Below are 11,156 nucleotides of genomic sequence, written 5' to 3'. Positions count from 1 at the left end.
GGAGAGGTCGGGGTCACCCAGGGGAGGCGCCCTCCGCGAGGACGTCACGCAATCGACACCGCATGTACATTCATACAACTTCATGGGCATGTCACGATGCGAAGACCCTCATTCAACTCGCGTAGATGGGACACCCCCACATGCTCGCGATACGCATGCGCACCGGGCGCCGAAAGGCGCTGGCGTTCGCCACCGCCGCCGCGCTCACCGCCCTCGCCGTTCCCGCTCTGACCGCGACCCCCGCCACGGCCACGGACACGGCCACGGCCACGGCCACAAGCACGGGCGCAACCACGGCGACGGCCACGAACTCGGCTTACGACTCGACGTACTACAAGAACGCGGTCGGCAAGACGGGGACGTCCCTCAAGTCCTCCCTGCACACGATCATCAGCAGCCAGACGAAGCTCTCCTACTCGGCGGTCTGGGACGCGCTGAAGGCCACCGACCAGGACCCGAACAACAGCGGCAACGTGATCCTGCTGTACTCGGGGGTCTCCCGCAGCAAGTCCCTCAACGGCGGGAACACCGGCAACTGGAACCGTGAGCATGTCTGGGCCAAGTCCCACGGCGACTTCGGCACCGCCACAGGCCCCGGCACCGACATCCACCACCTGCGCCCGACGGACGTCCAGGTCAACAGCGTCCGCGGCAACAAGGACTTCGACAACGGCGGCAGCGCGGTCGCGAACGGCGGCGGCAGCCTCACCGACTCCGACTCCTTCGAGCCCCGCAACGCCGTCAAGGGCGACGTGGCCCGCATGATCCTCTACATGGCGGTCCGCTACGAGGGCGGCGACGGCTGGGCCGACCTCGAGCCCAACAACAGCGTCAACAACGGCAGCAAGCCCTTCATGGGCCGGCTCTCCGTCCTGAAGCAGTGGAACGAGCAGGACCCGCCGGACGCCTTCGAGCAGCGCCGCAACCAGGTCATCCACGACTCCTACCAGCACAACCGCAACCCGTTCATCGACCACCCGGAGTGGGTCGAGGCGATCTGGTAGCCCGGTGACCCCCGTGGTGCTCGGCGACACCGTCCCGGCGCCACGGGTGCGCCGGGTCCGGGCCGGCCTGGTCGTCATCCATGTTCGACCGTGCCGCCGTCGGGACAACCCGTCGCAGCCGGGGCGTGAAAGCGAGCGCCCCGGCTCTCGGCGCTCCGCCGGACGTCCGTCAGCGCCTCGTAACCCCGGAGAGGAGGCGATCCGAGGGGCGGAGCAGATCACGCACGTCGTGCGTCTTGCCGAAGCCCGGGAAAACCTACTCGTGCCTGACGCGAAACCGAGTGATCACATCCTGTCGGGACGGCTGCTCACCGCACTCTGGACCTTGCGTCTTCAGGCTTCTGGCACGGGGATTTTGTCGCCGTCGGTCTCGTCGGAATCGTCGTATTCAGGCGCGGACAGACGAGCGCCCCGGCTCTCCGCGATGCGGTGGACGTCGCGCAGCGCCTCGGCCATGCGAGACGCCAGGAACCGGAGCTGCACGGATGTGGCCTTGCGGTCGGCGAGCATGTCGGCAACGTGGCCGAGGAGTTCATCCGCCATGCCAAGCTGTACGGACTCGACGGTGTCGGCGAGCCGGGAGAGGCGTCCGGTCCCGTCACCGATGAGGTAACACGGCTTGCCCTCCGGACTGGCCCACGGCAACAGCCGCATCGCTCCGTCCTGGTTCCCGATCACGCGGTCACCTCCATGCCGTGGATGACGCGCGGACCGATGCCGATGCCGTGCAGGGCGAGCCACAGGGCCCTCCGCCGGGCCCGTTGCCGCCGGACTTCTCCCCATCGCTCGTGGGCGACGAGATAAGGGCGGACCATCGCGTTGTCCTCGCCGCGCAGGAGTTGCGGGCCGGCCGGGGAAGCGGGGCGTTCCTCGGCGCACGAGCAGGTGGGGCAGGAGCACACGCCCGCCGGGGCGGTGGCCGCGCGGCGACGGCGTCCGCTTCCCGGAAGCAGAAGTTGTAGCAGCGGTTCGAAGAGGCGGGCGATACGGTGACGCATGTCGTCAACTCCGTTGGGTTCGTTGATGGCCACGCCCCGGACCGGTCGCCCGGTCGCGGGGATCTCGCGTTCTGTAGCGATCCACTCACAGAGTGAGACGGTGCGGTCTAGGCTCGCCAGGGGGTCGAGTGTGACCAGTCATTTGTCACAAGGGAGTGGCCATGACCAGTACGTACGGTGACTGGCTGAAGCAGCAGCGGGAAGCGGCAGGACTGACTCAGCAGCGGCTGGCCGACATGACGGTGATGACGCGTTCGCACATCGCCCACATCGAGGCGGGCCGCCGCATCCCCTCCAAGGAGGACGCGCGGCGCCTGGACAAGGCCCTGAACACGGGCGATGTGCTGAGCAGCTTCCTGCCGGCGGAGGACGTGGCGGTCGCCGATTACTTCGAGGCAGCCCGGCAGCTCGAACAACAGGCGGTGATGATCCGCGAGTTCGCCCTGTCTTTCGTCCCCGGCATCCTCCAGACGAGGGCGTACGCCCGTGCGGTTCTGGGCACGTCGCTCCCTCCGGTGAGCGAAGAGGAATGTGACAGGCTCGTTGTCACACGCCTTGAGCGCGCGAGGATCCTGGACGATCCGGTGACGCCGGTAGTTTGGGCACTGCTCGATGAGGCGGTGCTGCGGCGGGCTGTGGGCGGGCGGGAGGCGATGGCGGAGCAGGTCATGCACATGGCCCGCCTGGCAGAGAGCGGTCGGCTGCGCATCCACGTCCTGCCGTTCAGCCTGGGTTTCCACCCACTGATGGAGAACATGCTCAGCCTCATGTGGTTCGACGACCAGCCACCCGTGGCATACAGCGAGGGCCTTCGCATGGGGAAGCTGCACGACTCCCCATCCGTGGTCATGGAGTTGCAGGGCCGCTACGATCTCGCGATGAGCGATGCGCTGCCACTCCAGGAGTCGATGGCCCTATTGCGGGCTACAGCCAAAGAATACGGACACCGTCATGACTGACCCGATAGTTTCCAATGCCGAGACACTGCAGGGATGGCGAAGGTCGTCCTACAGCAACAGTGAAGGGGGAAGCTGCGTGGAAATCGTGGACAGCCACCTGTCCGGGGTACCCGTCCGGGATTCCAAGCTTCCAAACGGCCCGGCACTGATCTTCGAATCGGCCGCTTGGTCACCATTTGTCTCGGCCCTCAAGGAAGGAAAATTTCAGGGCTGATCAGCCACTCCAACGCTTAACCCCCTGACCGCGCGAGGTTACCCACCAAAATTTCTCTGACACGGCGTAGTTTCGAGAGCTGAGCGCGACGCACTTGCCTCTCCCGGGTCAGTGCGGCAAGGTGCTGAACGAAGTTTCCCTGTTCCCCCATGCTCGGAACTTCCACATCAACGTCCAGCAGTTGGGCCGGATTTACGAAGCGTATGCCGCCAACAGATCGCGCTGTCACATAAATTCGATGCTGCACTTCGGGAAGCGTCAACCAGGCCGCAAGGTAATCGGCAGTCAGGTGCTTGGCATCGGGTCTGATGCAGATGACGTTGTCGCCGTATGTCGCCTGCTCTCGCCCTCCCCGCCATACGGCAGCACGGAATGTCCGCCCCTCCCCATCTGCCGCAGCAAACAGCACGTCTTCCGGGATCAGCGTTTCCTCGTAGCGCCTTGAACGCGGTGAGAATCTAGCTTCGGCCGACCGGAGCCCTGACAACACGAGTTCGCGATTGGACAGGTCGGCCGACCGGACGACGGGCACTCCGGGCCGCACCCTCCCTCCGTAGGCGACTCCCTTGCGTACTGATGTGACCACCTCACGCAACGGACGACGCTGCACCGCGCTCGCCCCGCGAGAGTTAACCATCGGTAGCAGAATCAGCAGTTCGTCGACGCTCAGCTTGGCAATCAATCCCTCAACATTCTTCTCAGCATCGATCAGAGAGTAGAGGAGTTCGGAGATGGCGCCCCGGTCAGCCAGAAGGCTTACGCTGTTCGCCATCGCCTCCCATGCACTCCGCTGAGACCAGGGATAGCTTGGGATAGCGTCTTCTGCTGCCCCTTTCAACTGCTGCTCGATCTCCCGGAAAGACAATCCATACTTCTCCCGCCAATTCTCATAGGATCCGACGAGTTCCTGGCGCCGTTTCTGCAAAAGATTGTCGAGTCTGCCCCACAGCCCATTTCGCAGGATCTCCAAGACTGCCTGACGCTCTCCCTGCCTAGCGACCAGCCCATTACGAGCACGCGTAAGGCGTGACGCTAACTTCTCTTCCACATTCGCCATCTGATTCTTGCTCCGGAACCAGAAGTCCGCCTCAAGACGCTTGATCAAGGCGCTAGCTTTCGTGCGCTCCTTCCTCACATGAGCCAGTGCCGCTCGCTTCTCCATATCCGGGTAATTCTCCTCGCCTGTGAGAGCGTCACCGTCCCCCTCCTCGTCGCGCCCGCCGTCGTCATCCGGTTCGGCATTGAGCTCCTTCCAGCGCGCGTCGAGGTCCACCTTCAAGGCGTCCGCCGCTGCCAGCTCCTCCAGGAAGTCCGGAGCGATGGCCGCGACCACCTTGTGGGCGTACGCCTCGCGCCGCTCGGCGGCGGTCCGCTTCCGCTCGTTGTTCGTCCTTGAGTCGGACTCTGGCGCAAGCAGCATCTCCACGTTCTCGACCCAACCGTCGATCACGCCCGCGAACCCTCTCTCAGAGAGCGCCAGCAGGTCGAACTTGGTCTCATGCCACCAGCCGACCACGGCGCCCGCGAGCACGTGCCGGTCGAACAACCCGACCCCACCAAGCTGTTCCACGAACGATTCGACCAGCGTCCCTCTCACACTCAAGAGTGCGGCCTTGCGTTGTGACGCTGTCAACCTGGCAAGCTGATCTGAAGATGTGGCTAGTACTCCAGCCGTAGATCGTGATCTTGCTGGTGGGGGCCGCAGGTCAGAGCGTAGGGCCCGGGCTGGGAGGTCAGTCCAGGTCGGGCCAGCTCAGGAGGTTCTCCAGGGTGGCGTGGTCGCCCTCGCTTCGCAGGCTGTCCAGGGGGAGGCGGCCGTGCAGGGTGAGCAACAGGTTGCTCGCCGATCCGTGCAGGTCGGCGGCCGTCTCGTGTTGGCCGTCGATGACGTGTGAGCCCGATGCCGTCAGGTTGACCAGCCACGACTCGCCTTCGGCGGCGTGCAGGCCGATCCGGGCAGGCTCGTGCGGCCAGGGGCCGGCGGTGCCGTGGCTGACACCGATGAACTCGGCGATGCCGTCGAGTGCGACAACCGCCGGGACGGGCCGGGGAGTCCCGGCGGCCAGCTGGGCGTCGAAGGCGTGAACAGCGGCCTCCTGGACCTGATGGCGCGCCACGGCACCGCTCGTCGTCGGCACGTCGGAGTTGCCCCACCAGGTCCAGCAGCCCACCGCAGGACCAGCGGCTCGCAGGGCGGCGATCAGCTCCTCGGTGGCTGCGGCCGAACGGGCCAGTAGGTCGGCTGACAGCGTGTCATCGGCCGGTGTCACGGTCGGGGGCTTCTCGCTGGGGCCGGCCACGACTGCCGCCGCCCAGAACCGGTGCACCTCGATAAGGTGCTCGACGAGGTCGCGGAGTGACCAGTCGGGGCAGCTGGGGACGCGGACATCCAGATCGGGGGAGCCCGCGACGCTGCTGCGCAGGGCGGCGGAACGGTCCTGGACCAGGGCCAGCAGGTCTTCGAAGGCAGGTGTCTGGGTCATCCCCGCTTCCTATCACCCGGCACTGACAGCGGCCCTCCGGTTTCCACCGACCCGTTACTACTCCAGCAGCGGTTCGCGGTCGTGCTGGGGGGCGCCGGTGCGGGAACAGGTACGGCCACCGTTGATCATCGGTGTGTGAAGACTGAAGATCATGCGGTGGCCGCAGGTCACAGCGTAGACCCTGCCCGATGGCAGGAGGCATTCGAGGGCCTGATGGGCCGGATCGCGGGCCGCTTCGCGCGCGTCGAACCCCGGCGTCGGGCCCGACAGTTGGTGCTCGGGCTCTTGTCGGACCTGCCGCGCAAGAACTGCTGGACCATCGCCGAATGGGTCGGGGAATCGACCCCGGGTGGAATGCAGCACCTGCTGGAGCGGGCCAGGTGGGACGCCGACCAAGTCCGCGACGACGTGCGCGGTTACGTGGTGGATCACCTGCACGACGACCAGGCGGTGCTGGTGGTCGACGAGACCGGCGATGTGAAGAAGGGCACCGGCACGGTCGGTGTCCAGCGCCAGTACACCGGCACGGCGGGCAGAATCGAGAACGCCCAAGTCGCTGTCTACCTGGTCTACGCGGGAGAGCGCGGGCACGCCGCTGTGGACCGGGAACTGTATGTTCCGCGCTCCTGGACCTCCGACCCCGACCGCTGCCGCGATGCCGGTCTCGGCGAGCGGGCATCCTTCGCTACCAAGCCGGAGCTGGCCGCGCGCATGGTCGCCCGGTTCTTGGACGCCGGCCACCAGGCCGCGTGGGTCGCGGGCGACGAGGCCTACGGCGGCAACCCCAAACTGCGAGGCGCGCTGGAGGAGCGCGGCACCGGCTACGTCCTCGCGGTGGCCTGCTCGCACGAAGCCCCCACCGGCGCGGGGAAGTTCCGCGCAGACGTCCTGGCCAAGAGGGTGCCCAAGCGGGCCTGGCAGAAACTCTCCGCCGGAGCAGGGGCGAAGGGGCACCGATTCTACGACTGGGCGGTCATCGACCTCGCCGACCCCGCCCCCGGCAGCCGTCAACTTCTGATTCGCCGCAACCGCAGCACCGGCGAACTCGCTTACTACCGCTGCTACTCGCCCACACCAGTGCCGCTGGCCGAGCTGGTGCGAGTAGCTGGATCAAGGTGGCGGGTCGAGGAGTTCTTCCAGTCCGGCAAGGGCCTGGCTGCACTGGACGAGCACCAGGTCCGCCGCTACGCGTCCTGGTGTCGCTGGGTCACCCTCGCCATGCTCGCGCATGCCTTCCTCGCCGTCGTCCGAGCCGACGAACACGCCCGCCAACCGGCACCGAACGGCCTCATACCGCTCACCTGCAACGAGATCCAGCGCCTGTTCATCACTCTCGTCGTCCGGCCCGTCCACGATGCCGCCCTTCGGCTCGGCTGGTCCGACTGGCGACGCCGCCACCAGGCCCGATCCCAGACCAGCCACTACAGGCGACAAGCCGCTCAGACATGAAGATCACGATCTACGGCTGGAGTACTAGTGTCTCCAGCCGCTGGATTTCCACGTTCCACCATTCCGCGAAGGCAGCCCTCAGTTCCTCCTCTCGCCGACGGGCCAAGTCACCGATCCAAACCGTGTTCCGCTGCTGCCCCTCAGGTAGGAAGTCCACATACCCAGGGTCCGCAGGAAGGCGCTCGTCAAAGAAATCAGTCAGCACGATCCCGTAAGAGTCGAGCAGTTCTTTCTTCGCCTCGATCTCCGTCCGTGGCACGCCGCCAACCAGGTACGCCCACAGATCCTGCGGCTCCGGCGGCGGCGTGTTGTCCACATAGCGGCGGATGTTGAGGTTGTCGTCGTTGTCCCGCAGCTCCTCGCGACTGACTACACGGGAGAACCCGGGCACTTCCGCGTACTCGTGGAAGGTGGAGACGATCTTCTCGGCGTGCTCGGGCAGCAGGATGTTCTGCGCCCGCTCCGCGTGGAACTCGCGGTCCGCGTTGATGAACAAGACCTTGCCCGCTCGCGCCGGGTCCTTCTTTCCTGGCGGGCGCAGCACCAGGATGCAGGCAGGGATGCCCGTGCCGTAGAAGATGTTCGGGGCGAGGCCGATGACCGCCTCGATCGCGTCCTCGCCGAGGAGGTTCCTACGGATCTCCAGCTCGCCGCCCCCGCGGAACAGCACACCGTGCGGCATGACCGTGATGACCATGCCGCCGCGGCCCTCCCGCTTGGTCTCCCACAGCATGTGCTGGAGGAACATCAGGTCGGCCTTGCTGCGCTCGCTCGTCGCCCCGTACGTCGTGCGCTGCGCGCTGTGTGCCATGTCGCCGAGCGCGTAGTCCATGGAGAACGGCGGGTTACTGAGCACCCCGTCGAACCGGTCCGCGTCCGACTTGGGCACGTGCGCCGACTCGGCGAGCGTGTCCCCCGTGCGCAGGTCGAAGCGGCGCACGCCGTGCAGGACCATGTTCATCGTCGACATGATCCACGAGCTGCTGTTGGCGTCCTGGCCCGCGAAGAACATGTCCGAGGTGTCGCCGCCGTGCTCCTCCACATACTCCTTGGCGTGAATGAGCATGCCGCCCGAGCCGACGCAGGGGTCGTAGATCCGCATGCCCTGCCGGGGGCCCAACAACTCGACCATCATGCGGACCACCGCGCGTGGAGTGTAGAACTCGCCACCCTTGCGGCCGGCCGAGTCCGCGAACTCCTTGATCAGGTACTCGTAGGCGGCACCGATCAGGTCGGGGAACTCGAAGTCGTCCGTGCGCAGCCGGATCCGGCCGAAGTGGGCGATGAGCAGCTTGAGCCGCTGGTCGGCGAGCTTGGTCGCGCCCGCCGCCGCGCCGGAACCGCCGATGCGGTTGAAGTCGAGGTGGTCGAAGAGGCCCTTGAGCTTGGAGTTCTGGCCCTCCAAGGCATGAAGGGCCGGGCGCAGCCGGTCCTCGGTGATGTTGTGGGTGGCCGACGAGATCCACTTCCAGCGGGCGTTCCTCGGGACGAACAGCACGTCGCGCTCGCTGTACTCGGACTCCTGCTCGAGGAACCCGGGCAGCATCTCCTCGGTCAGGCCAAGGTCCCTGACCGCGTACTCCCTGATCTCCTCACGCGCCGCCTCGAACTCGTCGTTGGCGCGCTTCAGGAAGAGCAGACCGAAGATGTAGTCCTTGTACTCGGAGGCGTCCATCGTCCCGCGGAGGATGTCCGCGGCGGCGAAGAGATGCCGCTCCAACTGCGCGAGCGTGAGCTTGGCCACGTACGACTCCCTACGACCTGAAGTGACGTGGGAGCCTTACGGGCGGCGCGTGCCGACATCGAAATCCACCGGCCGGTGCCCCCTGCATACCGGACGACAAGGAACGGCAAAGAGGCCGTACCAGCTCAGTACGAGGCGATCCCCAACCCCTTCTCCACGAAATCGTGCACGTCGGTATAGGGGTCCCGGTTGACGAGCGCCACATGGTCCCCGTGCTGCGCGTTCATCTGGAGGGCGCGCTTTCGGGCGTCCCCGTAACTGCCGGTGACCTGGTGCGGCAGTACCAGTTTGATGTTGGCCGCGTCTTTCGGAGTCCTCGCGAACGGCAGTCTGTTCGTCACATGGCCGTAGCCCCCGCCAAACGTGTTGGTGACCGGTTTGTGGTGCAGTAGCCGCCAGACCTCGAAGCAGGGGTGGGAGAAGGCGACCCGGACGTCCCCTTCGCGGGCCTGCTTCAGCGCCGTCTCGATGCCCTCGTGCTCGTCCCGGTCGAAGAGGCACCAGACCTGCGGCAGGTACTTCTTCTCCAGGCCGCTGCGCTTGGCCTGCCGCTGCTCGTCCCGCATCAGCCGGACCGCCGCCTCGACCAGCTTGAGCGGCTTGCGCTGGGAGCCGGGGGCGGAGGCGTTGGCGATCCGCACCTCCACGGTCGTCGTCGGGTCGGCCGGCACGCCGTGCTGTTTGATAATCTCGATGTACGAGGGCTCGGTGACCAGCCCCTCGGTGAAGACGTGGACGACTCTCTTGCGCCGCCCCCGGCGCTGCGCGGGTCCCAGCGAGTCCTTCCCTCGCGTTCTTGCCATCAGCCCTGCTCCGCTCCGCGTCCCGAGAGCTCGCGCTCGGCCAGCAGACGCCGGGCGATCTGCCCCTCCATGAGGGAGGGCACCGCGCCGAAGGCTCCAGCCAGGTACGACTTCATCAGGTCCTCGTCCTCCCCCGGGGATGCCGCAGTCAGCGGATACAGCTCGGTCGCCCCGTCCTTGTCCTTCTCCGTCAGCCACACCTGGCCGGGTTGCAGCAGTCGCCCACCGCTCGGGGTGGTGAGCACGGTCGGATCGTGCGAGGTGAAGATCAGCTGCGCGCCGTTCGGATTGGCGTGCGGGTCGTGGAAGAGCCGGACGACTTCGGCGGCGAACCGCGGGTGCAGGCTGGCGTCCAGTTCGTCGACGAGTAGCACCGCGCCCTCGTCGAGGGCGAGCAGCAGCGGGCCGAGGAGGGCGAACCAGGCACGGGTGCCCAGGGACTCCGTCTGCCAGTCGAAGGCGACTTCCCCGGTGGCCGAGCGGTGGACGAGCTTCACCGTCGGCCTGCCCTTGCCGTCGTCGGCGACCTCGGTTCCGGTGATGCCGAGGTCCGCCACGCGCAGCAGTTCCTCGATACGGCGCGCGCGGTCTCCGGAGAGCGCCTGCCGGGTGAACGCCTCGCGCTGTGCCCGGTCGGTCTCCGGGTCGATCAGCCACAGGTTGCGGCGGAACCAGTGGAAGAGGGGCGAGAGCTGCGGGTGGTTGTCCGTCCCCGCCGTGGAGAGCAGCAGCGCGTTGGGGCGGGTCCGCCGGGCCAGCTGCGCGCGGTCCTTGACGCGGCTTCCCGGCCAGTCGTACACCTCCGCCCGGGAAGCGTCCCGGTCCAGCCACACCTGGCGGTGACCGCGCGGGTAGCTGTGCAGCCATTCGGCCTCGACGCGGCTCTCACCCAGCTCGAACCCGTACGTCCAGCGGACTCCTTCGACGACGAGGTCCACTTCGAAGAAGCTCGGCTCGTCCTTCCCCTTGGGATCGAGCGCGAAGACGGTGCGCGGAACACCCTCGTACGAAGCCCACCGCGCGTAGGAGTTGAGGACGGCATTCCGCATGTCGACGAGCGCCGTGAGCACGTTCGACTTCCCGGACGCGTTGGCGCCGAAGATGCCGACCAACGGGAGGACACCGATCGACCGGCCGCCGGCCAGCTCCACGGAACGGGCGATGGAGTCGGTCTCGTCCTGAGGCTCGACGAACGACAGCTCCTGCTCGTCACGCAGGGACCGCACGTTCGCGACGCGGAATCTCAGTAGCAAGCCGTCCTCCTCTCCGCGCTCAGGGTAGTCGCCGCCTCCGGCCATGGCCTGACCGGGAAACCTGTGACCTCAGGGAACATATCGTTCACCGGATCGCCTCCGCAGCCGATCGAGTGATCAACATTCTGCAGGCATCGGAAGGTCGACCACCCGGAGTGGGTCGAGGCGATCTGGTAGCCCGGTGACCCCCGTGGTGTTCGGCGACACCGTCCCGGGTGCCACGGGCACGCCACGTCCGCGCCGACCCGG

The 11,156-nt window shown here is 66.7% G+C and carries 11 protein-coding genes; 4 read left to right on the top strand and 7 right to left on the bottom strand.

All coding sequences use genetic code 11. From position 1 onward, the window contains the following. The first annotated feature begins 140 nt into the window (after window positions 1-140). Window positions 141-1,004 carry an endonuclease I family protein gene (locus tag ACFP2V_RS38305; RefSeq protein WP_381221370.1) on the top strand — a complete coding sequence of 288 codons (864 nt, stop codon included), beginning with the start codon at window positions 141-143 and terminating at the stop codon, window positions 1,002-1,004. Window positions 1,005-1,337: 333 nt separating this feature from the next. Here the strand turns inward: ACFP2V_RS38305 and ACFP2V_RS38300 are convergent, their stop codons facing one another. Then, window positions 1,338-1,658 carry a hypothetical protein gene (locus tag ACFP2V_RS38300; RefSeq protein ID WP_381221367.1) on the bottom strand — a complete coding sequence of 107 codons (321 nt, stop codon included), beginning with the start codon at window positions 1,656-1,658 and terminating at the stop codon, window positions 1,338-1,340. Window positions 1,659-1,678: 20 nt separating this feature from the next. Further along, window positions 1,679-2,002: a hypothetical protein gene (locus ACFP2V_RS38295; protein ID WP_381221259.1), complete on the bottom strand. Its 324-nt coding sequence runs from the start codon at window positions 2,000-2,002 to the stop codon at window positions 1,679-1,681. Between the two features lie 161 nt (window positions 2,003-2,163). On the opposite strand from ACFP2V_RS38295, the gene ACFP2V_RS38290 reads away from it, so the two are divergent. Continuing rightward, window positions 2,164-2,961 (top strand): helix-turn-helix domain-containing protein, encoded by a 798-nt coding sequence (locus tag ACFP2V_RS38290; protein WP_381221256.1) that lies wholly within the window; start codon window positions 2,164-2,166, stop codon window positions 2,959-2,961. Further along, the gene (locus ACFP2V_RS38285; protein ID WP_381221252.1) at window positions 2,888-3,175 is read left to right on the top strand and encodes a DUF397 domain-containing protein; all 288 of its coding nucleotides are present in this window, start codon (window positions 2,888-2,890) and stop codon (window positions 3,173-3,175) included. Before ACFP2V_RS38290 ends, ACFP2V_RS38285 begins: the two co-directional genes overlap by 74 nt. 16 nt (window positions 3,176-3,191) lie before the next feature. Here ACFP2V_RS38285 and ACFP2V_RS38280 read toward each other — a convergent pair whose 3' ends face one another. Together ACFP2V_RS38280 and ACFP2V_RS38275 are read right to left on the bottom strand one after the other, a co-directional pair. Beyond that, a complete protein-coding gene (locus tag ACFP2V_RS38280; RefSeq protein WP_381221249.1) occupies window positions 3,192-4,772 on the bottom strand; it encodes a restriction endonuclease subunit S domain-containing protein in 1,581 nt (526 codons plus the stop codon). A gap of 136 nt (window positions 4,773-4,908) precedes the next feature. Next, window positions 4,909-5,658 carry a maleylpyruvate isomerase family mycothiol-dependent enzyme gene (locus tag ACFP2V_RS38275; RefSeq protein ID WP_381221246.1) on the bottom strand — a complete coding sequence of 250 codons (750 nt, stop codon included), beginning with the start codon at window positions 5,656-5,658 and terminating at the stop codon, window positions 4,909-4,911. Between the two features lie 213 nt (window positions 5,659-5,871). Between ACFP2V_RS38275 and ACFP2V_RS38270 the strand changes: the two genes are divergently transcribed. Then, a complete protein-coding gene (locus ACFP2V_RS38270; RefSeq protein WP_381221364.1) occupies window positions 5,872-7,107 on the top strand; it encodes an IS701 family transposase in 1,236 nt (411 codons plus the stop codon). 10 nt (window positions 7,108-7,117) lie between these two features. Here ACFP2V_RS38270 and ACFP2V_RS38265 read toward each other — a convergent pair whose 3' ends face one another. From ACFP2V_RS38265 to ACFP2V_RS38255, 3 genes are all read right to left on the bottom strand, one after another. Next, a complete protein-coding gene (locus tag ACFP2V_RS38265) occupies window positions 7,118-8,851 on the bottom strand; it encodes a type I restriction-modification system subunit M (protein ID WP_381221243.1) in 1,734 nt (577 codons plus the stop codon). Between the two features lie 125 nt (window positions 8,852-8,976). Continuing rightward, a complete protein-coding gene (locus tag ACFP2V_RS38260; protein WP_381221239.1) occupies window positions 8,977-9,654 on the bottom strand; it encodes an RloB family protein in 678 nt (225 codons plus the stop codon). After that, on the bottom strand, window positions 9,654-10,907 hold the full coding sequence (locus ACFP2V_RS38255) for an AAA family ATPase (RefSeq protein WP_381221236.1): 1,254 nt from the start codon (window positions 10,905-10,907) through the stop codon (window positions 9,654-9,656). The genes ACFP2V_RS38260 and ACFP2V_RS38255 overlap by 1 nt, the downstream gene beginning before the upstream one ends. Window positions 10,908-11,156 lie beyond the last annotated feature (249 nt).

Origin of the sequence: Streptomyces incanus (assembly GCF_042656345.1) — a bacterium.
Lineage (GTDB): Bacteria > Actinomycetota > Actinomycetes > Streptomycetales > Streptomycetaceae > Streptomyces > Streptomyces incanus.
This window is presented reverse-complemented; position numbering and strand designations above follow the sequence as displayed.

Bases quoted from the DNA above. Each gene is read 5' to 3' on its own strand.
- ACFP2V_RS38300 (WP_381221367.1), bottom strand. From the start codon at position 1,658: ATGCGGCTGTTGCCGTGGGCCAGTCCGGAGGGCAAGCCGTGTTACCTC.
- ACFP2V_RS38295 (WP_381221259.1), bottom strand. From the start codon at position 2,002: ATGCGTCACCGTATCGCCCGCCTCTTCGAACCGCTGCTACAACTTCTG.
- ACFP2V_RS38275 (WP_381221246.1), bottom strand. From the start codon at position 5,658: ATGACCCAGACACCTGCCTTCGAAGACCTGCTGGCCCTGGTCCAGGAC.
- ACFP2V_RS38260 (WP_381221239.1), bottom strand. From the start codon at position 9,654: ATGGCAAGAACGCGAGGGAAGGACTCGCTGGGACCCGCGCAGCGCCGG.
- ACFP2V_RS38305 (WP_381221370.1), top strand. From the start codon at position 141: ATGCTCGCGATACGCATGCGCACCGGGCGCCGAAAGGCGCTGGCGTTC.
- ACFP2V_RS38285 (WP_381221252.1), top strand. From the start codon at position 2,888: ATGCGCTGCCACTCCAGGAGTCGATGGCCCTATTGCGGGCTACAGCCA.
- ACFP2V_RS38290 (WP_381221256.1), top strand. From the start codon at position 2,164: ATGACCAGTACGTACGGTGACTGGCTGAAGCAGCAGCGGGAAGCGGCA.
- ACFP2V_RS38270 (WP_381221364.1), top strand. From the start codon at position 5,872: ATGGGCCGGATCGCGGGCCGCTTCGCGCGCGTCGAACCCCGGCGTCGG.